Origin of the sequence: Mycobacterium sp. (assembly GCF_965229105.1) — a bacterium.
GTDB lineage: Bacteria > Actinomycetota > Actinomycetes > Mycobacteriales > Mycobacteriaceae > Mycobacterium.
Map to the genome: position 1 here is coordinate 3,416,817 of NZ_OZ245858.1, position 24,913 is coordinate 3,441,729.

Here is a 24,913-nt window from a genome sequence, read left to right on the forward strand (position 1 = left end):
CCTGGGGTACCATCGTGGAGACGTTTGGAGGTAACCAAAATGGGCGGACTCAGTCCATGGCACTGGGCAATTCTTGCCGTAGTGATCATCCTGCTCTTCGGTGCGAAGCGGTTGCCAGATGCGGCGCGGTCGCTGGGCAAGTCGATGCGCATCTTCAAGTCCGAGGTCAAGGAGATGCAGAACGACGGAAAGTCGGAATCAGCTCCCACCCCGCCGGTGCCGCCGGTCCAGCCGGCCGTCACCTCGGTGCAGTCCGAGCGGATCGACACTCCGGAACCCAACCCCACCGACGCGCGTCCGGCCTGAGCGCAGCGCGTCACGCCACACCTGCCAGCACATCGCAAGGTGTGGCGTGACTGAATTCTGTCCGTGAAAACACCCGGCGTACTCAAGCGGCTTGACCCTCGTCGTCGCCGCAGCCAGACGAATCCCGACGGCACGATGTCGCTCGTCGACCACATCCGGGAGCTGCGTACCCGGCTGCTGATCTCCACCGCGGCTGTCGCGCTGACCACCATCCTCGGGTTCCTCTGGTACAGCCACGGGTTCTTCGGCGTGGAAAGTCTCGGTGAATGGCTGCGCGCTCCGTACTGTGCGCTGCCCGCGTCGGCCCGCGCCGATATCAGCTCCGACGGCGGCTGCCGGCTCTTGGCGACGGCCCCGTTCGACCAGTTCATGCTGCGCCTCAAAGTCGGCCTGTTGGCCGGCATCGTGCTGGCCTGCCCGGTGTGGTTCCACCAGATCTGGGCCTTCATCACCCCGGGGCTGTACAAGAAGGAGCGGCGCTTCGCGGTCGCTTTCGTGACCTCGGCGGCAATTCTGTTTTTCGCCGGCGCGGTGCTGGCCTACATCGTGTTGTCGAAGGCCTTGCACTTCCTGTTGACCGTCGGCAGCGATGTGCAGGTCACGGCGCTGTCGGGTGATCAGTACTTCAGCTTCCTGATCAACCTGCTGCTGGTCTTCGGTGTCGGCTTCGAATTTCCCCTGCTGATCGTGATGCTCAATCAGATCGGGGTGCTCACCTACGAGAAGCTCAAAGCGTGGCGCCGAGGGCTGATTTTCGGGGTTTTCGTCTTCGCTGCCTTCGCGACGCCGGGATCTGATCCCTTCTCGATGCTGGCGCTGGGTCTGGCGTTGACGGTGCTACTCGAGCTGGCCATCCAGATCTCGCGCATCAGCGACCGGCGCAAGGCCAAGCGCGCGGCGCAGGCCGAGGCCGCGCTCTCCGATGACGAGGCGTCGACGATCGACGCGCCGTCGCCGGTGCCCGCTCCGGCGACGGTCGCGGCGTCCACCCCTGACCCCCACCCTTATGACGAAGCCACCTGAGAATCTCTCCGGCTCCTCGGAACTGGAGAGGTTCACCGCTGATCTACCGTTCGCGCTCGACGGTTTCCAGCAGAAATCCTGCGAAGCCCTCGAACGGGGCCACGGTGTGCTGGTCTGCGCACCGACCGGAGCGGGTAAGACCGTGGTCGGCGAATTCGCTGTCCACCTGGCGCTGGCGGCCGGCCGAAAATGCTTCTACACCACCCCGATCAAGGCCCTGAGCAATCAAAAGCACACCGACCTGGTGCGTCGCTACGGGCCGGAGCGGATCGGCCTGCTGACCGGGGATATGTCGGTGAACTCCGACGCACCTGTCGTGGTGATGACCACCGAGGTGCTTCGCAATATGTTGTACGCGAATTCGCCTGCTCTGCATGGCCTTTCGCATGTGGTGATGGATGAGGTGCACTTCCTGGCCGACCGGATGCGCGGTGCGGTCTGGGAAGAGGTGATTCTGCACCTGCCCGAGGACGTGCGGCTGGTCAGCCTGTCGGCGACGGTCAGTAATGCCGAGGAGTTCGGCGGTTGGATCCAGACCGTGCGTGGCGATACCACCGTCGTCGTCGACGAGCACCGACCCGTCCCGCTGTGGCAGCACGTCCTGGTCGGCAAGCGCATGTTCGACCTGTTCGACTACGACGCCCGATCCGCCGACAGCCAGTTACTGGTCGACCCCGAACTGGTCCGCCATATCGCCCACCGCCGGGAGGCCGAGCGGTTGACGGATTTCCGGCCGGCGCGCTCGGATCGTCGTGGCGGCGGACCCCATCGCAACAACCACCGCCCCAGCCTCTACCGGCCACCGTCGCGACCCGATGTCATCACCGCCCTGGATCACGAAGGTCTGCTGCCGGCAATCACTTTCGTCTTCTCGCGCGCCGGCTGCGACGCCGCGGTCAAACAGTGCCTGCGTTCCTCGCTGCGGCTCACCACCGAAGAGGACCGGGTCCGGATCGCCGAGGTCATCGACCGGCGCTGCGGTGACCTCCTCGATTCCGATCTCGAGGTCCTCGGCTATTACGAGTGGCGTGAGGGTCTGTTGCGGGGGCTGGCGGCCCATCATGCCGGCATGCTGCCGATCTTCCGGCACACCGTGGAGGAGCTGTTCACCGCAGGCCTGGTCAAGGCGGTCTTCGCCACGGAGACACTGGCGTTGGGGATCAACATGCCCGCCCGCACCGTGGTGCTCGAGCGGCTGGTGAAATTCAACGGCGAGCAGCACGCCCCGCTGACCCCGGGGGAGTACACGCAACTCACCGGCCGGGCGGGGCGCCGGGGTATCGATATCGAAGGCCATGCGGTGGTGCTCTGGCACCCCGACCTGGAGCCGGCAGAAGTCGCGGGCCTGGCCTCCACCCGCACCTTCCCGTTGAAGAGTTCGTTCGCGCCGTCGTACAACATGACCATCAACCTGGTGCAGCAGATGGGGCCCGACGCGGCCCGTCGATTGTTGGAGCGCTCGTTCGCGCAGTATCAGGCTGACCGTTCGGTAGTCGGGCTGGTCCGCGGCGCGGAGCGTGGCGAGCGGATGCTTGAGGACATCGCTTCGGAAATGGGTGAGCACGGGGCGTCAACCCTGGAGTATGTCCGCCTGCGCGCGAAGATCTCCGAACGTGAGCGGACGCAGGCCAGGGCGTCGCGGATGCAGCGGCGCAATGCCGCCACCGATGCGCTGGCGGCGCTGCGCCGCGGTGACATCATCTCCATCACCCAGGGCAGGCGGGGCGGACTTGCGGTGGTACTCGAACCCGCCAACGATGCTGATGACCCCCGGCCACTGGTGTTGACCGAGGATCGTTGGGCCGGTCGCATCTCATCGGCTGACTATTCGGGGGCGGCGGCGCCGATCGGCTCGATGACGCTGCCCAAACGTGTCGAGCACCGCCAGCCGCGGGTCCGCAAGGATCTGGCCTCAGCGCTGCGTTCGGCGGCAGCGGGGCTGTCGATCTCCGGCGGGAAGCGCAATCGCGGCACGCCAGGAGCCGATCCCGATATCGATCCCGAATTGATCGCGCTGCGCGCGGCGATGCAGCGCCATCCCGCGCACCGCGCAGCCGATCGGGACGCCAATGCCCGCATCGGAGAACGCTATCTTCGCGTCGAACGCGATAACGCCGCGCTGCGGCAGAAGATCGCTACAGCGACGAATTCGTTGGCCCGCACCTTCGACCGGATCGTCGGCCTGCTCACCGAACGGGGTTTCATCCAGATCCGCGACGGCGAGCTTGGCGACTTGCGGGCCACTGATGACGGCAGGCTGCTGGCCAGGATCTACAGCGAAAGTGACCTGCTGGTCGCCGAATGCCTACGTGTCGGAACGTGGAACGGCCTGGCACCGGCCGAACTCGCCGCGGTGGTGTCTGCCGTCGTCTTCGAGACACGCGGTAGCGACGGGCCGGTCGCACAGATCCATGAGGTGCCCACCCCGGTTTTGCGCCGCGCATTGGCCCAGACGCGACGGCTCTCCGGCCAGCTGCGCGCCGACGAGAATCGACACCGAATCGCCCCGACGCGGGAACCCGATGAGGGGTTTGTCGCCGCCGTGTACCGCTGGGCCACCACCGGCGATCTGGCCTCGGCGCTGGAGGCATCCGATGCCACCGGTTCCGGGAACCAGCTCTCCGCAGGGGATTTCGTGCGTTGGTGCAGGCAGGTCCTCGATCTGTTGGATCAGGTCCGCAACGCGGCGCCACACCCCCCGCTTCGGGCTGCCGCGAAACGCGCGATCGACGACGTTCGGCGCGGCGTCGTCGCTGTTGATGGCGGGTAGGGTGATGCAAACGCTACGGTTGATGCCGGTGAGAGGGCCAGTGGGCCCCGTACATACCGGAGAACTCAAGGAGAGACGATGAGCGGACCGCAAGGACCTGATCCGACGCAGCCCTGGCAGGGTCAGGATCAGCCGGCCAGCGGTGCCTCCGAGCCCCAGCAGCCCACCGGCGATGCGCCCAGCTGGCAGCCGCCCAGCGGTGATCAGGCAGCACCGGCCGAGTCCGGTTGGCAACCGCCGGCCTACACCGCGCCGCAGCCGTATTCGCCGTACCAGGCGCCGCCGTCGACCCCCGGGTACGCCCAGCCGCAGCAGTACGCACCGCCGGCGGGATACGGACAGCCGCAGCAGTACGCGCCGCCGGCGTCGCCTCCGGGATACGGACAGCCGCAGTACGGCCAGCAGCCGCCGCAGCAATATGGTCAGCCGCAGTACGGCCAGCCCGGCCAGTACGGTCAGCCGCCGCAGTACGGGCAACCGGGCCAGCCGGGTCAGCCCGGCCAGTACGGTCAGCCGCCGCAGTACGGCCAGCCCGGACAGTTCGCCCCCTACGGCCAGCCCGGTCCCGAAGACGGTTCCAAGCGCTCGATGGCCGCGATCGGCACCATTCTTGGTGTGCTCGCCGTCGTCATCGTCGCGGTGATTCTGGTGCTCGGCTTCTGGAAGCCGGGATGGTTCGTCACCACCAAACTCGATGTCGCCAAGGCACAGTCGGGCGTGCAGCAGATCCTGTCGGATCAGGCCAACGGTTACGGTGCGAAGAACGTCAAGGACGTCAAGTGCAACAACGGTGAGAGCCCCACGGTGAAAAAGGGCGACACCTTCAACTGCGAAGTCAGCATCGATGGCACCAAGCGCCAGGTGACGGTGACCTTCCAGGACGATAACGGCACCTATGAGGTCGGCCGCCCGAAGTAGTCAGTCGAGCCCGGCTACCCAAGCTTGTCTAAAGCCGTCTGTAGCCGTCCGATCGACGAACCGACCCCCAGCGTGGTCGCCAGCTCGGCGACCCGTTGCGGGTCCTTGGCCACCAATGGCAGTGCGTCGGTTTCCGTGGACAGTGTCACGGGTGCATCGGTGGCCACCCGTACCACCGGCCCGGCCGCTTCGATATAGTCCGCCGCTGCCTTGAGTTTTGTTCGAACCCCTTTGGGGACAGATGATTTCGGGTCGTCGGCGGCCGCGAGGATGCCCTCGAGTGAGCGGTGCTGGGCCAGTAGCGTGGCGGCGGTCTTCTCGCCGATTCCCGGTACCCCCGGTAGTCCGTCGGAAGGGTCGCCGCGTAACAGCGCCAATTCGGCATAGGCAACGCCTGCCCGTTCGCTGGGCACGCCGTACTGAGCTGCCACCTCGGCGGGGCCGAACAGGGTCGCCTTGGCCAGACCGCGGCCGATATAGAGCACCTTGACTTCGACGGGGTCGTCGGTGACCACCTGCAGCAGGTCGCGGTCGCCGCTGACGACGACGACCGGATCGCGGCGCTCCTGGGCGGCCAGGGTGCCCAGCACGTCGTCGGCCTCGAATCCCGGTGCGCCGCCGGTGGCAATCCCGAAGGCGTCGAGCAGATCGGCGATCATCTGGACCTGCGGGGTCAACTCATCGGGAACTTCCTCGATATCGGGGTCGCCGGCCGGATTCTCCTGCTCCACCCGGTGCGCCTTGTACGACGGAATGCGGTCCACCCGGAATTGGGGACGCCAATCCAGATCGAGGCACACCACCAACCGGGACGGCCGGTGCGCGGTGACCACGGTCGCGACCGCATCGATGAAGCCGCGGACCGCGTTGACCGGTCTGCCGTCCGGTGCGGTGATCGACGATGGCACCCCGAAATAGGACCGGAACCACATGCTGGCGCCGTCGAGGAGGAGCAGTGGACCCGGTTTCGACGTCGTCATGCCGCCATCCTGCCAGTAGCGTTTGGTATGACCTTCTCTGTTGATCGTCTCGATCACGTCGTCATCAACACCCGTGATGTCGAGGTCACCGCGGACTGGTATGTCCGGGTGCTCGGCATGCGTCGCGAGAGCTATCGCGGCGGGCGTACCGCGCTGACCTTCGGGCGCCAGAAGTTCAATATCCGCCCCACCGGCGCCGAGAACTGGGTCACCGCGGCTGTGGATGCCCCCGGGTCGCTGGATCTGTGCTTCATCACCACGGCTTCGCCGCAGGAGATCGCCGCGCACCTCGCCGCCGTCGGTGTCCCCGTCACCGAGGGGCCGACCACTCGGACCGGCGCGCTGGGGGAGATGACGTCGTACTACTGCCGTGACCCCGACGGGAACCTGGTGGAGATCTCGCACTACCCGGAGTAGTTCGGGCCGCCACCTGCCCGACTAGATTGGCTCTCATGAGTTCGCGCAGCACAGGTGCCAGCCGTTTCGACTCGGGCGTCTACGCCCACCGGTTGCGGGCGGCCGCGGCCGCCACCGCCGACGCCGGTCTGGCCGGACTGGTCATCACCCCCGGTCACGACCTGCGCTACCTGGTGGGTTCACGCGCAGACACCTTCGAACGCCTGACCGCGCTGGTCATCCCGGCGGTGGGAGAGCCGACGGTGGTGGTGCCGCGAATGGAGCTGGCGTCTCTGAAGGAGTCGGCGGTCGTCGAACTCGCTCTGCCGGTGCGTGATTGGGTCGACGGCGACGACCCCTACCAGCTGGTGCTCTCGGCTCTGGTCGGCGACGGCGCCGGGCCGGTCCAAACGGCGCCAGTTCAAACGGCGGTCACCGATTCGATGCCGGCCCTGCACCTGCTGCCACTGGCCACCAAGCTCGGTGCGGTGCCGGTGCTGGCCACCGACGTGCTGCGCACCCTGCGAATGATCAAGGACGCGGCCGAGATTGACGCGTTACGCAAGGCGGGCTCGGCCATCGACCGGGTGCATGCGCGGGTACCGGAGTTCTTGGTCCCCGGCCGCACCGAGGCCGAAGTTGCCGCCGATATCAATGACGCGATCATCGCCGAGGGTCACACTGAAGCCGCGTTCATCATCGTCGGGTCCGGACCGCACGGCGCCGACCCGCACCACGGGTATTCCGACCGCGAACTGCAGGCCGGCGATATCGTCGTGATCGATATCGGTGGACCGTACGAACCGGGCTACAACTCCGACTCCACCAGAACCTACAGCCTCGGTGAGCCGAGTTCGGAAGTGGCCGAGCAGTATTCGGTGCTGCAGCGGGCTCAGCAGGTTGCGGTGGCCGCGGTCCGGCCAGGGGTGACCGCCGAACAGATCGATGCGGCGGCCCGCGACGTCCTCGCCGAAGCGGGGCTGGCGCAGTATTTCGTGCACCGGACGGGGCACGGCATCGGTCTTTCGGTACACGAGGAGCCTTACATCGTCGCCGGTAACGACCTACCGCTCACGGCGGGAATGGCTTTCAGTGTCGAGCCGGGAATCTACTTCCCCGGCCACTGGGGCGCGCGCATCGAGGACATCGTCATCGTCACCGAGGACGGCGCGGAACCGGTGAACCTGCGACCGCACGACCTGACGGTGGTGCCGATCTAGCCTCGGTCGAGTAGACCCGAGGAGCCAAGGACGCGTTCGATGTGTACTTCGATGACCACGCGACGCGGGTTGACCCGAGGCGTCCGGTACCGCTGCGCGTAGCGCAACTCGGCATCACGGACCGCATCGGCGTCGGTGCTGACAGTGGAACGGCCCTCCAGCGACAGCCAGCGGGCGCCGTCCACCTGGCTCAGCACCGCGACGCCACCACGTTCGGCGTTGAGCGCCTTCTGCGAGCCCCCGGTGGTGATCACACGGGCGATATGGGTCTTGGGATCGAAGGTGAAGCCGACGGCGACCACGTGCGGCGAGTTATCGGCGCGCAGGGTGGTCAGCATCGCCAGATGACGTTCGGTCAGGAACGCCATCGCATCGTTGGTCAGCCGGGTTGTTGAGATCGCCATCAGTCACCACGCTAGCGCAGGACATAATCGCAGCCATGAAAGACACGGGCGCAGATCTCGTAGTGATTTTTGGCGGGCGCAGCGAGATCGGCGTCGAACTGGCTGCACATCTCGTCCCTGGCCGGCCGGTGGTGCTAACCACCCGCGGTGGTGACAGCCTTGACCAGCAAGTTTCCGCGATGAAGGCGGCCGGGGCGACCGCCGTGCACGTCAAAGCGTTCGACGCCGACGATCTGGCCTCCCACGAGCAGGTGCTCGCCGAGCTGATCACCGAGCACGGCCCGATCGGGACCGCGGTACTGGCGTTCGGCATCCTCGGCGATCAGGCGCGGGCGGAAACCGACGCCGGGCACGCCGTCGCGATCGTGCACACCGACTTCGTCGCACAGGTCAGCCTGCTCACCCAGCTCGCCACGAGCATGCGGGCAGCGGGCCGCGGGCAGATCGTGGTGTTTTCTTCGGTGGCGGGTGCCCGGGTGCGCCGGGCCAACTATGTCTACGGCTCGGCCAAGGCCGGGCTGGACGGTTTCGCCAGCGGGTTGGCCGACGCGTTGGTCGGCACGGGCGTGCAATTGCTGATCGTGCGGCCCGGTTTCGTGATCGGCCGGATGACCGCGGGGATGGACCCGGCGCCCCTGTCGAGTACGCCGCAGCAGGTCGCGGCGGCGACCGCCAAGGCGCTGGCCGCGGGCCGACAACGGGTCTGGGTGCCATGGACATTACGGCCGGTCATCTTCGGAATGCGGCTGGCACCGCAGGCCATCTGGCGCAGGTTGCCGCGGTGAGCCACTACTCGATCACCGTCATCGGCATCGGCGCCGACGGGATGCCCGGCCTCGGTGCCGCGGCACTACGCGAATTGGCCGGGGCCACTGTGGTTTACGGCTCACCGCGCCAACTGGACCTGCTCGACGAGACCGTCACCGCGCAGCGCAGGCGGTGGCCGTCACCGCTGCTGCCCGGTCTGGAAGCCGAGTTGATCGAAACCGCCACCGACGTTCATGTGGTGGCGTCGGGGGATCCGATGCTGCACGGTATCGGCACCACGCTGATCCGGTTGTTCGGCGGTAACCGGGTCACGGTGCTGCCCCACGTATCGAGTGTGACATTGGCCTGCGCGCGGCTGGGCTGGCCGGTGAACGATACCGAGGTGATCAGCCTGGTCACCGCCGACCCGCATACCGCGGTCCGCGGCGGCGGGCGCGCCGTGGTGCTGTCCCGCGATGCCACCAGCCCGGCGGCGCTGGCCCGGCTGCTCACCGAAACCGGCCGTGGCGATTCACGATTGAGCGTTTTCGAACAACTCGGTGGACCCGCCGAACGCCGCAGGGACGCGATCGCGCGCGACTGGGCGGCGAACCCGCCCGATGATGTCGATGCCCTCAACGTCATCGCGGTGCAGTACCTGCCCGACGATGTGCTGCTGGCCGTCGCACCCGATAACGCGTTCGCCCACGACGGGCAGCTGACCAAACAGGCGATGCGCGCCATCACGTTGACTGCATTGGCGCCCAGGCCGGGTGAGTTGTTGTGGGACGTGGGTTCGGGTTCGGGCAGTATCGCCGTCGAGTGGTGCCGGCGCGGGCGTGGGTGTCGGGCCATCGCGTTCGAACGCGATCCTGCGCGTCGGGCCCGCATCGTCGATAACAGCATTGCCTTCGGTGTCGACATCGACGTGCGCGAGGGCGCCCCAGATGCGTTCGACGGTGCGCGCCAACCGTCGGTGGTGTTCGTCGGTGGCGGTGTCACCCAACCCGGTCTGCTGCAGGGGTGCCTCGATGCGCTGCCCGGTGGCGGGCGATTGGTGGCGAACGCGGTCACCGCCGAGTCGGAAGCATTTCTGGTTCAACAGTATTCGCGCCTCGGCGGCGAGCTGACCCGGTTCCAGCACTATCGCGGCGAACCGGTCGGGACGTTCACCGGATGGCGGCCCGCCATGCCGGTCACGCAGTGGGTGGTCATCAAAGAATGACCGTGTACTTCATCGGTGCCGGCCCTGGCGCCGCCGACCTGATCACCGTGCGCGGGCAGCGGCTGCTGCAGACCTGCCCGGTCTGCCTCTACGCCGGGTCGATCATGCCCGACGATCTGCTGGCGCTCTGTCCGCCGGGAGCCCGCGTCGTCGACACCGGGCCGCTGGACCTCGATGCGATCATCGCCGAACTCGCCGATGCCGATGCCGCCGGCCATGATGTCGCGCGGCTGCATTCCGGTGACCCGTCGATCTACAGCGCGCTGGCCGAACAGTGCCGCCGCCTCGACACGCTCGGGATCGCCTATCAGATCGTGCCGGGCGTCCCATCGTTTGCCGCCGCGGCCGCGGCGCTGGGTCGGGAGCTGACTGTCCCCGGTGTCGCGCAGACGATCACCCTGACCAGGGTCGCCACCCTATCGAGTGCGATGCCGCCGGGGGAGGACCTGCAAACATTGGCGTCCTCAGGGGGAACCCTGGTGATCCACCTCGCCGCAGCCCAGATCGACACCGTCGTCGCCGACTTGATCGCCGGCGGTTATTCCGGGCAAACCCCCACTGCGGTGGTCGCTTTCGCGAGCTGGCCGCAGGAGATCGTGTTGCGCGGCACGCTGGAGGACATCGCCGGCCAAATGCGTACTGTGAATGTCACCCGTACCGCGGTGATCGTGGTGGGTGAGGTGCTGGCGGCGGAGGGTTTCACCGACAGTTATCTGTATTCCGCCGACCGCCGAAGGGGTGCCAGGCACTGATGCGGGTTCTACTGCTCGGCGGTACCGCCGAGGCGCGTGCGCTGGCCGCGCGGCTGTTCCCCGATGTCGACGTCATCAGCTCGCTCGCGGGCCGGGTGCCCGATCCGGCACTACCGGCAGGGCCGGTCCGGATCGGTGGCTTCGGGGGTGAAGCGGGGTTGCGACGCTGGCTGGCTGCGCACGATGTCGGCTGCGTCGTCGATGCCACCCATCCGTTCGCCGCCACCATCACCGCACACGCCGCGGCGGTGTGCGCAGATATCGGAATGCCGTATGTGGTGTTATCGCGTCCGGCGTGGACCACCGAGAATGTCATCACTGCCGCCACCAATGCCGAGGCCGCAAAAATTGTTGCCAGGCATGACTATTCGCGAATCTTCTTGACCACCGGACGGTCCGGGGTGGCGGCATTCACCAATAGCAGTGCCTATTTCGTGATCCGGGTGGTGACGCCACCGGAATCCGAGACGCTGCCGCGGCGGCATCGACTGGTGCTGTCCCGCGGGCCGTACCGTTACGACGACGAGTACGAGCTGATGCGGGAATTCCGCATCGAGGCGATGGTCACCAAGAACAGTGGGGGCGCGATGACGCAGCCCAAACTTGCTGCCGCCGCGGCACTGGGCGTCGCGGTCGTGATGATCGAACGCCCGCCGCTGCCTGCCGGGGTCGAGACGGTCAGCACCGTGGATGCGGCGGTGGACTGGTTGTCGAAGCTGGCGGTCATTCCCTCTCGGTAGCGATCGCGTTGACGGCGGCGGCGGCCATGGCGCTGCCACCGCGGCGACCCGTCACCACCAGGTAGGACAACCCGCGCGGGCGGGCGATCAGCTCGTCTTTGGACTGCGCGGAGCCGACGAAACCGACCGGCCCACCGAGCACCGCGGCCGGCACGGGGGCGCCGTCGTCGAGCAGTTCGAGCAGCCGGAACAGCGCCGTCGGGGCGTTACCGATCGCCACCACCGACCCGCCGAGCCGGTCGGCCCACAAGTCAACCCCGGCCGCTGACCGGGTGGTGCCGAGCTCGGCGGCCAACGCGGGTGCCCGGGGATCGGCGACCAGCGACACCACCTGGTTATCGGCTGGTAGCCGCGCCGCGGTGATACCTGCGGCCACCATCGACGAATCGCACAACACGGGCGCGCCACCAGCCAGCGCGGCGTGTGCCCGGGCCACGACGTCGGAGGTGAATGCGACGTGTTCGGCCACGTCGATCTGTCCGCAGGTGTGGATCAGCCGGACGACGACGCGGGCGACGTCCTCGGGAAAGGCCGAAAGGTCGGCCTCGGCACGAATTGTCGCGAAAGACTGCCGGTAGATCTCTGCCGCGTCGCGGGTGTAGTCGAGCACGCGGATCACCCTACGTTTCGCGTGCGATACCCCTCCGGGGTGGCAATCAACACCTCGGCGTCCAGCGGACTGCCGCAGGCGCGCTCACAGCCGACGAAACGGTGATGTCGGCCGGTGGGAACGCCCGACGCCACCTGGGCCGCGACGAACGCCGTCGCGTCGGCCCTGACATCGGCCGCCGAGCGCTCACAACCCGGGCTACCGGTGCAGGCGCTGACGTCGACCCACGGCGAGTTCTCGTCGAAAACCAGCCCCATCGGGGCCAGGACCCGGACGGACGCCTCTGCGACTCCTTCCGCGAGATCGCAGATCAGCACTGTGCGCCATGGCGTGATCACCAGGGGCGCTTCGACGGCGGCCAAAAACTCCGCCGTCCGAGCAGGCAGGACACCGAGGGGTACCGCGGCGCCAAGGGCGACCTTGTCGCCAACCACGTGGCCGTCGACCTGGTCGAACCAGCCGACCGGCCCCCTGGTCAGGGTCTCGGCATCGGCAAGGGGAGTGGCGGTGGCCGACAGCCCGGTGAGAAGGATGCCCGGATCATCCAATTCGCTAACCCGCCAGCACTTCCCACGAATTTCGGCGAACCGGACCGCGACCGTCGTCAGGGTGGCGACGACCTCACCCGCAGCCAGGCGGATACCGGTGTCGGATCCCGCCAGCAGCAACGCAACGCCTGCTTCCGCTCCATCTGCACCTTGGTCGAGTACCTGCACGCCGACGTCGGCCCGCAGTCCGGACACATCGCCGCGGCCGTCGTCGAGGCCGAACCAGAACCGACCCGACAAGCCGGCCAGGGCCGGATCGGCCTGGATGGCCGCATCCAGGTCGGCGACCCACGGTCGGACATCGGCCAGTCCACCGAAGCGACCGGACAGCGGGGAGGCCACGATATTGCGCACTCGTTCGTGGGTGGCCGACGGCAGCAGACCCGCTTGCGCGATCTTCTCGGCGACGGCGGTCCTGGTTTCTGCGCTGCCGTCGATACCGCGCAGCTGCAGGCTGCCCCGCGACGTCAGTTCCAACGATCCCGAACCGAACTCGGTCGCGGCCTGCGCCAACGTCGTCAGCTGGGCGGCACTGATCATGCCGCCAGGCAGCCGCACCCTGATCAGGGCGCCGTCGGCGGCCTGGTGCACTTGCAGCGCGCTGGGGCAGGCGTCCTGGTCGCGGGTTCTGGCCACCTAACTACGGTACGACGGTTCGGAGGCAAAGATGTTCAGCCCGAGCACCCGGGACAGGTATGCCGTCGCGCGTTGCCCGCGGACGCTGTTGCCTGCCGCATCCAGTGGCGGCGAGAACACGCCGATACCGGCCTTTCCCGGCGCCACCGTGACGATCCCGCCGGACACCCCCGACTTACCCGGCAGGCCGATCTCGAACAGCCATTCCCCGGACCGCTCGTAGAGGCCGGTGGAGGCGAGCACGGCCAGCGTGTCGCGGCAGACCTCGGCGGAGACCACCTGATCGCCGGTGCGCGGATTCACCCCGCCGTCCGCGAGCGTCGCGCCCATCACCGCGAGGTCGGTCGCGTTGACCCGCAGCGCGCACTGTCTGGTGTAGACGTCGACCACAGCGAGCGGGTCGCGCTGGATACGGCCGTAACTTTCCAGCAGCCGGGCGATGGCCTGGTTGCGCTGATTGGTCTGCGCTTCGGATCGATAGACGTCCGCGTCGACCTCCAGCGACCGGCCGGCGAACCGCGACAGCCCGTGCGCGATGTTCTCCCACTGCTGCGCGGCAGTGTCACCTGGCATCAGCGCAGTGGTCGCTATCGCGCCCGCGTTCACCATGGGGTTCATCGGATGTCCGTCGTTGAGTTCAATCGCGACAACAGAATTGAACGCCAGCCCGGTGTTGTTCACCCCGATCCGGTCGCGCACCACGCCGTGCCCGAACTCCTCGCAGACCAGCGCGTAGACAAACGCCTTGGAGATCGACTGGATCGAGAATTCGGTGGTCACATCACCCGCGCCGTGCAGTTCCCCGTCGACTTCGGCAACGGTCACGCCGAACAGGTTCGGATCGACCTGGGCGAGCAGGGGGATGTAATCGGCGACTTTTCCATCGGTGTCGCCCCGGTACCGCCGGTGGGCCGCCTCGACCGCCGACTCGACTTCGTCCCAACCGGGGAGTCGGCCGGTCGACACCTGCTGGGCGACCCCTTCTGCGTCGAAGCCGCCGACGTCCATCGCCTGAGCATAGGGCCGCCGGGGCCGCCCCTAAGGAGTCACAGCCAACGCGGGCACGCCCGCGGCGACCACCTCCGAATAATGCGACGCATCGCCGGCGATGACCCGGCTGCTCTGGCCGTCGACACTGACCGGAATGTCACCGGCCAGGGTCACCCGGTGCAGCCTGCGGTACTGGTCGTCGTAATCGGCGACCGCATAGTGCTGGGTGGCGCGGTTGTCCCAGATCGCCAGGTCGCCGGCCCGCCACGTCCAGCGCACGGTGTTCTCCAGTTTGGTCACGCGGGCCTGCAACAGCGCAAACAGGGCGGCCGACTCGCCTGCGCCAAGGCCGACGAACCGTTTGACGAAGTGGCCGAGCAGTAGCACCCGCTTGCCCGTTTCCGGGTGTACCCGGACCACCGGATGCTCGGTCTCGTAGTAGGAGGATTCGAATTCCTGGCGGTACTCCTGCACCGACTCGGCCACCACTTCTGCGACCCCTCCGGCGGCGTAATCGTAGGTATTGGTGTGCACACCCCACAGGTTCTCGGCGAGCACCCGCAGCGGTTCGGGGAGCTGGTCATAGGCGGCCTCCGTCGAGGCCCAGGTGGTGGTGCCGCCGTACTCCGGCAGGGTCACCGCACGCAGCAGCGACGCCTTGGGGATGCGGTCGACGAAGGTGACGTCGGTATGCCAGCTGTTGGCCTTGTCGTAGGTGGAGTCGATGGGCAGGACCTGATGTCCGCGCGACGTCACCGTGGGATGGGCAATGGTCGGGGTGCCGAGACGCCCGGCGAACGCCAGCTGGCCCTCATCGTCGAGATGATGCTGATCCCGAAAGAAGATCACCTTGTGGTTCAGCAGCGCTGCGTTGATGTCGTCGACTGTCGACTGATCCAGGTCACCGCCGAGCGCCACCCCGTCGACCTGAGCACCGATATGTGCGCCGAGCTTTGTGATGTGCGGAGTCATGTGCCCGATCGTCGACGGTGCGCGGTGGTACGTACAGCATTTGCGTACCCGCGATCAAAAGGCGGGCAAGACATTAGGTAGTCAATTACTTACGTTAACGATCTGGCGCGGCTTTACCGTCGAGGAATTCGCAGCCAGATATCGGCTGCACAGCAACTGTTAGGGGGACAGTTGACATGTCGACCACAAAAATGACGTCAGCGCACGAGAGACAGGTGCAGCCCGCCGTCGTGCATTCGGCGCCCGTGCTCATCACCGAACAACAACTGCTGCTGGGCAGTGCAGCCGTCGTCGGGCTGCCTGCCGCTGGCAAACGGGGTTGGTTCGCGCGGCTGCGGCGCGTCTTCGCGTCGTCGGAAACCCATCGCGAGCACCGGCGGCGGACGTATCCGCCGCGCAGCGCATACCTGGAGAAGTCCAGGATGAGCCGGGAGATGCGCAGGCTCTAGGGGGCGCGACGCAACGGTGCTGCAACCGTTGTGGGGTAGAAAGAGCGTGTGCCTGATCCGATTGTGCTTCTGTTGTCGACCTCCGATACCGACCTGATCACGGCACGTGCCAGCGGTGCGAACTTTCGTTGGGCCAACCCGTCGCGGTTGCTGACCAGCGACCTCGCCGGTGAACTCGCCGCCCTGCTCGACGGGGTGGACATCGTGGTGGTCCGGTTCCTCGGCGGGTATCGGGAGTGGCAGGACGGTATCGACATCCTGACCGCCAGTGGGGTGCCGACCGTGGTGGTCAGCGGCGAACAGGCGCCCGACGCCGATTTGATGGAACGCTCCACCGTGCCGGCCGGTATCGCCGTGCAGACCCACATCTACCTGGCCCAGGGTGGCAGCGAGAATCTGGTCAACTTACATCGCTTCCTGTCCGACACCGTGTTGATGACCGGATACGGCTTCACCCCGCCTGCGGTCATCCCGAGCTGGGGCGTGCTGGACTGTCCGGCGGGCGGCGTTGTCAACGCAGACGGACCGACGATCGCCGTGCTCTTCTACCGCGCGCAGCAGTTGGCGGGCAACACCGCATACATCGGCGCTCTGTGCCACGCCATCCACACCGCAGGCGGTCGGCCACTGGCCATCTACTGTGCGTCGCTTCGCGCGCCGGCGCCGGAACTGATGGAGCTGCTGGCCACCGCCGACGCCATGGTGGTGACGGTGCTTGCGGCAGGCGCCGCCATCCCGGCCACCGTCGGGGCCGGCGGTGACGATGACGCCTGGAATGTCGAACACCTTGCTGCGCTGGATGTTCCGATTCTGCAGGGCCTGTGCCTGACCAGTGGGCGGGGCCAGTGGGTGGATAACGACGACGGCATGTCGCCCCTGGACGTCGCGACTCAGGTGGCGGTGCCCGAATTCGACGGCCGCATCATCACGGTCCCGTTCTCGTTCAAGGAGATCGACGACGAGGGCCTGATCTCTTATGTCGCCGACCCCGAGCGGTGCGCGCGGGTCGCCGGTCTCGCGGTCCGCCACGCCCGGCTGCGTCAGATCCCCGCTGCCGATAAGAAGGTGGCGCTGGTCTTTTCGGCCTATCCCACCAAGCACGCCAGGATCGGTAACGCCGTCGGTCTCGACACCCCGGCCAGTGCGGTGGCGCTGCTGCAGGAGATGCGCGAGGCGGGTTACCGGATCGGCGAGGTCCCCGGTGTGGCAGCCTCCGACGGTGATGCGCTGATCCACGCACTGATCGAGCGTGGGGGACAGGACCCGGACTGGCTGACCGAAACACAACTGGCGGGCAATCCGATCCGGGTGCCCGCCAAGGAGTACCGCGCCTGGTTCGCCACCCTGCCCACCGATTTCGCCGACGCCATCGTCAAGCACTGGGGCCCACCGCCGGGTGAACTGTTCGTCGACCGCAGTCAAGATCCCGATGGTGAGATCGTCGTCGCGGCAATGCAATCCGAGAATGTCGTGCTGCTGGTGCAGCCGCCCCGTGGTTTCGGGGCGAATCCGGTCGCCATCTATCACGATCCGGACCTGCCGCCCAGTCATCACTATCTGGCCGCCTACCGCTGGCTCGACAACAGCTTCAGTGACAGTTTCCACGCCGACGCCGTGGTGCACCTGGGCAAACACGGCAACCTGGAATGGCTGCCCGGCAAGACGCTGGGGATGTCCGCATCCTGCGGTTCGGACGCGGCGCTGGGTGATCTGCCGCTGGTGTACCCGTTCCTGGTCAACGACCCAGGAGAAGGCACCCAGGCCAAGCGCAGGGCGCATGCGGTCCTGGTCGACCATTTGATCCCGCCCATGGCCAGAGCCGAAAGCTACGGCGATATCGCCAGGCTCGAACAGCTTCTCGACGAGCACGCCAATATCGCCACCCTCGATCCTGGCAAGCTGCCCGCCATCCGCCAGCAGATCTGGACGTTGATGCGGGCGGCCAAGATGGATCACGATCTGGGTCTGGCCGAGCGTCCCGAAGAAGACACCTTCGACGATATGTTGCTCCACGTCGACGGTTGGCTCTGCGAAATCAAGGATGTCCAGATCCGTGACGGTCTGCACATACTCGGTCAACGGCCCACCGACAGTGTCGAATTGGATCTGGTGCTGGCGATGCTGCGGGCCCGTCAGCTCTTCGGCGGCGAGCATTCGGTACCAGGGTTGCGTCAGGCGCTGGGGTTGGCCGAGGACGGCACCGACGATCGGGTATCGGTCGACGAAGCAGAGAGCACCGCGCGCGCACTGGTCGCCGCGTTACAGGACACCGGGTGGGATCCTGAGGCGGTGCCCGCTCTGACCGCACACCTGCCCAACGCGGCGGACGTCGCGTCGGTGTTGCGGTTCGCCGCCACCGAGGTGGTACCCCGATTGGCTGGCACCGCAGGGGAAATCAGTCAGGTGTTGCGCGCCTTGGACGGTCGCTTCATCGCTGCGGGGCCATCCGGGTCACCGTTGCGCGGACTGGTCAACGTATTGCCGACCGGACGCAATTTCTATTCCGTCGACCCCAAAGCGGTGCCGTCGCGGCTGGCCTGGGAAACCGGTGTGGCAATGGCCGATTCGCTGCTGGAGCGTTATCAGGCTGATTACGGGGAGTGGCCGCAATCGGTCGGGCTCTCGGTGTGGGGCACCTCGGCGATGCGGACGTCCGGCGATGACATCGCCGAAGTCCTTGCGCTGCTTGGTGTTCGACCGGTCTGGGATGAGGCGTCGCGTCGCGTCGTCGACCTCGAGTCGATCTCACTCGAAGAGCTGGGCCGGCCACGCATCGACGTCACCGTCCGCATCTCCGGGTTCTTCCGCGATGCCTTCCCGCATGTGGTGACGATGCTCGATGACGCGGTACGGCTGGTCGCGGGTCTGCACGAGGCCGCCGAGGACAATTTTGTGCGCGCCCACGCCGAGGCCGACTTGGCCGAGCACGGCGACCAACGCCGCGCCACCACAAGGATTTTCGGTTCCAAGCCCGGCACCTACGGCGCTGGTCTGCTGCAATTGATCGACAGCAAAAACTGGCGCGATGATGCCGATCTGGCCGAGGTGTACACCGCCTGGGGTGGTTTCGCCTATGGCAGAGAGCTCGACGGCGCACCCGCAGCCGACGATATGAACCGCCAATACCGCCGGATAGCGGTGGCGGCCAAGAACACCGATACCCGCGAGCACGATATCGCCGATTCCGATGACTACTTCCAGTATCACGGCGGCATGGTCGCCACCGTCCGCGCGCTGACGGGTAAAGCCCCTGCGGCCTATATCGGCGATAACACCCGACCGGACGCGGTGCGCACCCGCACGCTGTCGGAGGAGACCACCCGCGTCTTCCGCGCCAGGGTGGTCAACCCGCGCTGGATGTCGGCGATGCGCAGGCACGGCTACAAGGGTGCTTTCGAGATGGCCGCGACGGTCGACTATCTGTTCGGCTATGACGCCACCGCACACGTGATGGCCGACTGGATGTATGAGCAACTCACCGCCCAGTACGTCCTGGATCCGGAGAACCGCAAGTTCATGGACGAATCGAATCCGTGGGCGCTGCACGGGATGGCGGAACGGTTGCTGGAAGCGGTCGGCCGGGGCATGTGGGCCGAACCCGAGCAGGCGACCGTCGACGCACTGCGAACGGTGCTGTTGGAAACCGAGGGCGACTTAGAGGGCTGACCCCAGCTAGATTGGCCGCATGGCGCCGACATTTGCCGATATCTCCAAGGCCGAGTACATCCTGCTGACGACCTTCACCAAGGACGGTAAGCCCAAACCGACAGCGGTCTGGGCCGCGCCCGACGATAAGGGCAGGCTCGTCGTCATCACGGTGGAGAAGTCATGGAAGGTCAAGCGGATCCGCAACACCCCGCGCGTCACACTCGCGATATGTGACCGCGCAGGCAAGCCGAAAAGTGAGGCCATCGAGGCCAGCGCCGCGATCCTCGACAAATCTGAGACGGGTGCGGTCTACGACGCGATCGCCAAGCGCTACGGCCTGCTGGGCAAGACGTTCAACCTCTTCAGCAAGCTGCGCGGCGGGATGAAAAACAACGTCGGGCTCGAGCTCAAAGAAGCGATCTGATGGCGCCGAGCTTCGCCGAGGTGTCACAAGAGAAGTACTTGTTGTTGACCACCTTCACCAAGGATGGGCGGCCAAAGCCCACCCCGGTGTGGGGTGTGCCCCACGAGGGCAAGCTACTGATCAGCACCGACGACGGCTCCTGGAAGACCAAGCGGATCAACAACACCCCACGGGTCACCATCCAGAAATGCGGCGTGCTCGGCAAACCCAAAGGTGAACCCGTAGAAGCGGTGGCCAGGAATCTGCCGAAGTCCGAGACCCGGCGGGTGTTCGACATGGTGACCAGGCGCTACTGGTGGCACGCGTGGTGGTGGATCCCGCAGGCCATCGTGCGCGGTGGTGTCGACAAGGTGCACGCCGCCATAGAGGTACAAGCGATAGAAGCTCCCTAAGCAGCTTCTTAGCCGTCACGCGGAACCCACACCTGCGCCGGTGCGTTGAACCCACATGGTCATGCGACTGTTTTTGGTCTACGCCCTCATCGAACTGGCGGTGGTGATCGCGCTGGCGTCGACGATTGGGATCGGCTGGACCTTGCTGCTGGTCCTCGGGGTCTCCGTGCTCGGCATGGCGTTGGCCGGCTCTCAGCTCCGTCGCCAACTGGCGAAATTGCGCCGCGGGGCAGGTGACCCCCAGGGCGCCGTCACAGACAGCGCGCTGGTGGCGATTGGCACCCTGCTGGTATTCGTGCCTGGGCTGGTCAGCACCGCGGTCGGAACGCTGATGCTGCTGCCGCCCACCCGGGCCGCTGTCCGGCCGCTGGCCGGCGCCCTCGCCGCCCGCACCTTCGCCAGGCAGATGGCGTTCGTCAACCTCAACGGAGTGAACCTCAGCGGTATCAACGTGCCCGGTCAGGGTCGCGGCGACTATATCGACGGTGAGGTCCTCGACGTGCAGGACACCAACCCGGGCACCCAGGCGCAACCGGATCCGGCGCTGCCCGTCGTCATCGCGCGCAAGCCCGAGTAGAAACGCGCCACGACCTGCAGCGTAGTTTTTCGTCCGTGACAACGACGCTGCTTGTGGGCGGGCGCATCCACAGCCCGACGCACCCCGATGCGACCGCGATGGCCGTTCGCGGCGAGACGGTCGCGTGGCTGGGCAGCGACGATATCGCCCGCACCCAATTCCCCGACGCCCAGATCGTCGACCTGGCCGGCGGCTTCGTGACGCCGGCGTTCGTGGACAGCCATGTGCATGTCACCGCCACCGGTCTGGCCATCACCGGGCTCGATCTGCGCGCTGCCACCTCGGTTGTGGACTGTCTGCGCCGGATCGCCGCGTACGCCGCCAGCCACGACCTCCCGATCATCTGGGGCCACGGCTGGGACGAGTCGGGCTGGCCTGAGCGCCGCGCACCGCTAACCGCCGAACTTGATGCCGCCGTCGGCGGGCGGGCGGCCTACCTGGCGCGGATCGACGTGCATTCGGCGCTGGCATCGACCGCACTGCGGGCCCGGGTACCGGATCTCTGCGATGCCGGAGGGTTCGATGAGCAACACCCGCTCAGTGCCGACGCGCACCACCGGGTACGTGCCCACGCCCGCGGACTGCTCACCGCTGACCAGCGCGCCGAGGCCAGGACCGCCACCCTCGATGCCGCGGCGGCCGCCGGGATCGTCGCGGTGCACGAATGCGCGGGACCCGATATCGGTGGTCTCGACGACTGGCACGAATTGCGCGCCACCCGGCACGGCGTGGACGTCACCGGTTACTGGGGTGAGGCGGTGACCAGCGCTGCCGACGCCCGCGCGCTGGTCGAGACCACGGGAGCGAACGGGCTGGCAGGAGATCTGTTCGTCGACGGTGCGCTGGGATCGCACACCGCATGGCTGGGCGCTCCGTATACCGACGCACCGAAGCGTTGCGGCAACTGCTACCTCGATATCGACGCCATCACCGCGCATCTGTTGGCGTGTACCGAGGCTGGGGTGACAGCCGGCTTCCATGTGATCGGGGACGCCGCGGTCAGCGCGGTCGTCGGTGCGTTGGAGCGAGTGGTCGAGCGGGTCGGTATCCCGGCGCTCGCCCGGTGTGGGCATCGCCTGGAGCACCTGGAGATGGTGGACGACGTCCAGGCGGCGAAGCTGGGTGCCTGGGGTGTGATTGCCAGCGTGCAACCCGCGTTCGACGCGCTTTGGGGTGGCAGCGATGGGATGTACGCCCAGCGCCTTGGGCCCGACCGAGCTCAGCGGCTCAACCCGCTGGCGCTGTTAGCATCGCAAGGCGTGCCACTCGCATTCGGTTCCGACACCCCCGTGACCAGCATCAATCCGTGGGAGAGTGTCCGCGCCGCCACTCGGCACCAGACTGCGGGCAGTGCGGTATCGGCACGGGCGGCGTTCTCGGCGGCCACCAGAGGTGCCTGGCGGGCGGGCGGGGTGAACGACGGCGTGACGGGCACGCTGGTGCCGGGGGCCATGGCGTCGTACGCGATCTGGGAGCCCGGTGACCTGGTGGTGACCGCGCCGGCCGATGACGTCGCGCGGTGGTCGACCGATCCTCGATCTCGGGTGCCCGCCCTGCCCCGACTGCACCCTGACGACGCCTTACCGGTGTGCCGCCAGACCGTGCACCGTGGTGTCGCGCTGTATGGGCGCGCCGATGCCTGACGCCGCCGAACAGGTCGATGAGGCCGACACCCCGCCGCACGACCCGCCCGGGCCCCATCGGCTGCGCAGGTATGGCGAGCGCGCACTGAACTCGCTGGTGCCGAGACTGCCGAGGTTGTGCGCCACCATCGGCGCCGGACTGTTGATGTGTGCGAGCTTCCCGCCGATCGGGTGGTGGTGGGCGGCCGTCGTCGCGGTGGCGATCTTCGCCGTCGTGCTGACGCGGCAATCGACCACCCGGGTGGGCGGTGTGGGGTACGGCTTCTTGTTCGGGCTCGCGTTTTATCTGCCACTGCTGCCGTGGGTCAGCGGACTCGTCGGCGCCGCGCCCTGGATCGGGCTCGCGGTGATGTGCGCGTGTTTCCCTGCGGTATTCGGGCTGCTGGCCACGGTCGTGCGTACTCTGCCCGGCTGGCCGCTGTGGTTTGCGTTGGTCTGGATCGTGGCGGAATGGCTCAAGGTCAACGTTCCCTTCGGCGGATTCCCTTGGGGGGTAGTCGCTTTCGGTCAGACAGGCGGTCCGTTCCTGCCGCTGATGGCTCTGGGCGGCGCACCTGCGGTATCGCTGGCGGTGGTGCTGGTCGGCAGCAGTGTCGCCGCGATCGGACTGGAAGTACTGGCCTGGTGGCAACGAGATCACCGCGAGAACAGCGCCGGCCGGCCACCGTCGGTGGTTCTGCCCGGTGTCGCCATCGCGGTGGTGCTGCTATCGACGGCGCTGGCGTTTCCGCACGTCCGCAAATCGGGTGCGGGGTCGGGAAATGAGCCGACGGTGACCGTCGCGGCAATCCAGGGCAACGTGCCGCGACTCGGCCTGGAGTTCAATGCTCAACGCCGCGCTGTGTTGGACAACCATGTCGCGGAAACCCTTCGGCTGGCCGCCGAGGTGCGTGCGGGGCGGGCACCGCAACCACAGTTCGTCATCTGGCCGGAGAACTCCTCAGATATCGATCCGCTGGCCAATCCCGATGCCCGCGCACAGATCACCACCGCCGCGCAGGCGATCGGCGCGCCGATCCTGGTGGGTGGGGTGGTGGCGCGTCCCGAGTCGAGCAGGGACAACCCGGCCGCGTCCAACACGGTGATCGTGTGGGATCCGGTCACCGGGCCGGGGGAGCGTCACGACAAACAGATCATTCAACCCTTCGGTGAATACCTGCCGTGGCGGAGTTTTTTCACCCACCTGTCGTCCTACGCCGAACGGGCCGGGTACTTCGTGCCCGGTGGCGGGAACGGCGTGGTGCACGCGGCGGGCGTACCGATCGGCGTGACCACCTGTTGGGAGGTCATCTTCGATCGCGCGGCACGGGAATCGGTGCTCAATGGCGCTCAGCTGATTGCTGTTCCCGCCAACAACGCCACCTTCAACCAGGCGATGAGTGAACAGCAACTGGCCTTCGCCAAGGCCCGCGCCGTGGAACACGACCGCTACGTCATCGTGGCCGGGACCACGGGGATCAGTGCGGTGCTCGCACCGGATGGCCGCGAACTGGCGCGGACGAATTTCTTCGAGCCGGCCTTTCTGGACATGCAGATCCGATTGAAGACGTCGCTGACACCGGCGTCGAAATGGGGGCCTATAACGCAATATGCGCTGGTCGCAGCCGGTATTGCCGCTGTTTTGGCCGCGATAATGCACAATGGAGGGTTGACGCGACTGACTCGCCGCCGCCGGCCCCAGCTGGAAAATGACGGCGACGAGCCCACGACCCAGTCGGATCTGGCCGTAGCCGAGTCCGACGATGACAGTTTTGACGATAAAGAGGAGCAACATGACCACCGGTGACGGCGAGCGTCCTAGCGGGCGCACCCTGGTGATCATCCCGACGTACAACGAGTTGGAAAACCTGCCCATCATCATGCGGCGGGTGCATGCAGCGTTGCCGGATGTGCACGTGCTGATCGTTGACGACGGCAGTCCCGACGGCACCGGGAAGCTCGCCGACGAGCTGGCGCTGGCAGATACCGACCGTGTCCATGTCATGCACCGGACCGCCAAGGACGGCCTCGGAGCGGCCTATCTGGCCGGGTTCGCCTGGGGTCTGAATCGCCAGTATTCGGTTCTGGTGGAGATGGACGCCGACGGCAGCCACGCACCGGAGCAGCTGATCCGACTGCTCGATGCGGTCGACGCGGGCGCCGATCTGGTGATCGGTTCCCGGTATGTCAGCGGGGGAACGGTACGCAACTGGCCGTGGCGGCGGCTGGTGCTGTCGAAGACCGCGAACACCTATTCACGGGTGCTGCTCGGTGTCGACATACACGACATCACCGCTGGTTACCGCGCCTACCGCCGCGAAGTGCTGGAGAAGATCGACCTGGCGGCCGTGGACTCGAAGGGCTACTGCTTCCAGATCGACCTCACCTGGCGGGCCATCAACAACGGCTTCAAGGTCGTCGAGGTACCCATCACCTTCACCGAGCGCGAGCTGGGGGTCTCGAAGATGAGCGGGTCGAATATCAGGGAAGCGCTGGTCAAGGTGGCCCGTTGGGGTGTGGGCGGCCGGCTGGACCACGCCCGCGGCATCGTGCGGTAGTTCGGC

24 protein-coding genes are annotated in these 24,913 nt (G+C 66.9%); 18 read left to right on the forward strand and 6 right to left on the reverse strand.

Translation table 11 applies throughout. The features are described 5' to 3' along the window. Positions 1 to 39 precede the first annotated feature (39 nt). The 4 genes from tatA to ADBZ9O_RS15985 all read left to right on the forward strand — a co-directional run bounded on the left by tatA (position 40) and on the right by ADBZ9O_RS15985 (position 5,017). Positions 40 to 306 carry a Sec-independent protein translocase subunit TatA gene (tatA, locus tag ADBZ9O_RS15970; protein WP_526523471.1) on the forward strand — a complete coding sequence of 89 codons (267 nt, stop codon included), beginning with the start codon at positions 40 to 42 and terminating at the stop codon, positions 304 to 306. 135 nt (positions 307 to 441) lie between these two features. After that, positions 442 to 1,329, forward strand: a complete 888-nt coding sequence (gene tatC / locus ADBZ9O_RS15975) for a twin-arginine translocase subunit TatC (protein WP_526533200.1) — start codon at positions 442 to 444, stop codon at positions 1,327 to 1,329. Further along, entirely contained in the window at positions 1,313 to 4,099 is a 2,787-nt protein-coding gene (locus ADBZ9O_RS15980; protein ID WP_526523473.1) for a DEAD/DEAH box helicase, read from the forward strand. Before tatC ends, ADBZ9O_RS15980 begins: the two co-directional genes overlap by 17 nt. A 78-nt stretch (positions 4,100 to 4,177) precedes the next feature. Beyond that, positions 4,178 to 5,017 carry a DUF4333 domain-containing protein gene (locus ADBZ9O_RS15985; RefSeq protein WP_526523475.1) on the forward strand — a complete coding sequence of 280 codons (840 nt, stop codon included), beginning with the start codon at positions 4,178 to 4,180 and terminating at the stop codon, positions 5,015 to 5,017. Positions 5,018 to 5,031: 14 nt separating this feature from the next. Here ADBZ9O_RS15985 and ADBZ9O_RS15990 read toward each other — a convergent pair whose 3' ends face one another. Continuing rightward, positions 5,032 to 5,997 carry a 5'-3' exonuclease gene (locus tag ADBZ9O_RS15990; protein WP_526523477.1) on the reverse strand — a complete coding sequence of 322 codons (966 nt, stop codon included), beginning with the start codon at positions 5,995 to 5,997 and terminating at the stop codon, positions 5,032 to 5,034. 27 nt (positions 5,998 to 6,024) lie between these two features. On the opposite strand from ADBZ9O_RS15990, the gene ADBZ9O_RS15995 reads away from it, so the two are divergent. Together ADBZ9O_RS15995 and ADBZ9O_RS16000 are read left to right on the forward strand one after the other, a co-directional pair. Continuing rightward, on the forward strand, positions 6,025 to 6,414 hold the full coding sequence (locus tag ADBZ9O_RS15995) for a VOC family protein (protein WP_526523478.1): 390 nt from the start codon (positions 6,025 to 6,027) through the stop codon (positions 6,412 to 6,414). Between the two features lie 35 nt (positions 6,415 to 6,449). Next, positions 6,450 to 7,613: a M24 family metallopeptidase gene (locus ADBZ9O_RS16000; RefSeq protein ID WP_526523480.1), complete on the forward strand. Its 1,164-nt coding sequence runs from the start codon at positions 6,450 to 6,452 to the stop codon at positions 7,611 to 7,613. Here the strand turns inward: ADBZ9O_RS16000 and ADBZ9O_RS16005 are convergent. After that, entirely contained in the window at positions 7,610 to 8,017 is a 408-nt protein-coding gene (locus tag ADBZ9O_RS16005; RefSeq protein ID WP_526523482.1) for a F420-dependent biliverdin reductase, read from the reverse strand. The genes ADBZ9O_RS16000 and ADBZ9O_RS16005 overlap by 4 nt on opposite strands. Positions 8,018 to 8,052: 35 nt before the next feature. On the opposite strand from ADBZ9O_RS16005, the gene dprE2 reads away from it, so the two are divergent. The 4 genes from dprE2 to ADBZ9O_RS16025 are packed head-to-tail and all read left to right on the forward strand — an operon-like array spanning position 8,053 to position 11,481. Then, positions 8,053 to 8,802, forward strand: coding sequence for a decaprenylphospho-beta-D-erythro-pentofuranosid-2-ulose 2-reductase (dprE2, locus tag ADBZ9O_RS16010; protein ID WP_526523484.1), 750 nt, complete (start codon positions 8,053 to 8,055; stop codon positions 8,800 to 8,802). 41 nt (positions 8,803 to 8,843) lie between these two features. Next, on the forward strand, positions 8,844 to 9,989 hold the full coding sequence (cbiE, locus tag ADBZ9O_RS16015; protein ID WP_526533202.1) for a precorrin-6y C5,15-methyltransferase (decarboxylating) subunit CbiE: 1,146 nt from the start codon (positions 8,844 to 8,846) through the stop codon (positions 9,987 to 9,989). Beyond that, positions 9,986 to 10,741, forward strand: coding sequence for a precorrin-4 C(11)-methyltransferase (cobM, locus tag ADBZ9O_RS16020; protein ID WP_526523486.1), 756 nt, complete (start codon positions 9,986 to 9,988; stop codon positions 10,739 to 10,741). Before cbiE ends, cobM begins: the two co-directional genes overlap by 4 nt. Continuing rightward, entirely contained in the window at positions 10,741 to 11,481 is a 741-nt protein-coding gene (locus ADBZ9O_RS16025) for a cobalt-precorrin-6A reductase (protein WP_526523487.1), read from the forward strand. The genes cobM and ADBZ9O_RS16025 overlap by 1 nt, the downstream gene beginning before the upstream one ends. On the opposite strand, the gene ADBZ9O_RS16030 is transcribed toward ADBZ9O_RS16025, so the two are convergent. Genes ADBZ9O_RS16030 through ADBZ9O_RS16045 form a run of 4 tightly spaced genes read right to left on the reverse strand, consistent with a single transcriptional unit; the run spans position 11,465 to position 15,237 of the window. Further along, positions 11,465 to 12,091 (reverse strand): precorrin-8X methylmutase, encoded by a 627-nt coding sequence (locus ADBZ9O_RS16030; protein WP_526523489.1) that lies wholly within the window; start codon positions 12,089 to 12,091, stop codon positions 11,465 to 11,467. The two genes, ADBZ9O_RS16025 and ADBZ9O_RS16030, sit on opposite strands and share 17 nt — an antisense overlap. 5 nt (positions 12,092 to 12,096) lie before the next feature. Beyond that, positions 12,097 to 13,275, reverse strand: coding sequence for a precorrin-3B synthase (gene cobG, locus ADBZ9O_RS16035; RefSeq protein WP_526523491.1), 1,179 nt, complete (start codon positions 13,273 to 13,275; stop codon positions 12,097 to 12,099). Further along, on the reverse strand, positions 13,276 to 14,283 hold the full coding sequence (gene glsA / locus ADBZ9O_RS16040; protein WP_526523492.1) for a glutaminase A: 1,008 nt from the start codon (positions 14,281 to 14,283) through the stop codon (positions 13,276 to 13,278). It abuts the gene before it with no gap. Positions 14,284 to 14,313: 30 nt separating this feature from the next. Then, complete coding sequence (locus ADBZ9O_RS16045) at positions 14,314 to 15,237, reverse strand: TauD/TfdA dioxygenase family protein (protein ID WP_526523494.1); 924 nt, start codon at positions 15,235 to 15,237, stop codon at positions 14,314 to 14,316. Positions 15,238 to 15,413: 176 nt separating this feature from the next. Between ADBZ9O_RS16045 and ADBZ9O_RS16050 the strand changes: the two genes are divergently transcribed. The 8 genes from ADBZ9O_RS16050 (at position 15,414) to ADBZ9O_RS16085 (ending at position 24,907) form a co-directional block, all read left to right on the forward strand. Further along, entirely contained in the window at positions 15,414 to 15,686 is a 273-nt protein-coding gene (locus ADBZ9O_RS16050) for a hypothetical protein (protein ID WP_526523496.1), read from the forward strand. Positions 15,687 to 15,734: 48 nt separating this feature from the next. Next, positions 15,735 to 19,352: a cobaltochelatase subunit CobN gene (cobN, locus tag ADBZ9O_RS16055; protein WP_526523497.1), complete on the forward strand. Its 3,618-nt coding sequence runs from the start codon at positions 15,735 to 15,737 to the stop codon at positions 19,350 to 19,352. A gap of 19 nt (positions 19,353 to 19,371) precedes the next feature. Beyond that, positions 19,372 to 19,758: a PPOX class F420-dependent oxidoreductase gene (locus ADBZ9O_RS16060; RefSeq protein WP_526523499.1), complete on the forward strand. Its 387-nt coding sequence runs from the start codon at positions 19,372 to 19,374 to the stop codon at positions 19,756 to 19,758. Further along, complete coding sequence (locus tag ADBZ9O_RS16065) at positions 19,758 to 20,150, forward strand: PPOX class F420-dependent oxidoreductase (protein WP_526523501.1); 393 nt, start codon at positions 19,758 to 19,760, stop codon at positions 20,148 to 20,150. The genes ADBZ9O_RS16060 and ADBZ9O_RS16065 overlap by 1 nt, the downstream gene beginning before the upstream one ends. 55 nt (positions 20,151 to 20,205) lie before the next feature. After that, on the forward strand, positions 20,206 to 20,727 hold the full coding sequence (locus tag ADBZ9O_RS16070) for an FxsA family protein (protein ID WP_526523503.1): 522 nt from the start codon (positions 20,206 to 20,208) through the stop codon (positions 20,725 to 20,727). Positions 20,728 to 20,825: 98 nt separating this feature from the next. Then, the gene (locus ADBZ9O_RS16075) at positions 20,826 to 22,370 is read left to right on the forward strand and encodes an amidohydrolase (protein ID WP_526533204.1); all 1,545 of its coding nucleotides are present in this window, start codon (positions 20,826 to 20,828) and stop codon (positions 22,368 to 22,370) included. Then, the gene (lnt, locus tag ADBZ9O_RS16080) at positions 22,351 to 24,156 is read left to right on the forward strand and encodes an apolipoprotein N-acyltransferase (RefSeq protein ID WP_526523505.1); all 1,806 of its coding nucleotides are present in this window, start codon (positions 22,351 to 22,353) and stop codon (positions 24,154 to 24,156) included. The genes ADBZ9O_RS16075 and lnt overlap by 20 nt, the downstream gene beginning before the upstream one ends. Next, positions 24,143 to 24,907 (forward strand): polyprenol monophosphomannose synthase, encoded by a 765-nt coding sequence (locus ADBZ9O_RS16085; protein WP_526523507.1) that lies wholly within the window; start codon positions 24,143 to 24,145, stop codon positions 24,905 to 24,907. The genes lnt and ADBZ9O_RS16085 overlap by 14 nt, the downstream gene beginning before the upstream one ends. Positions 24,908 to 24,913: the final 6 nt, after the last annotated feature.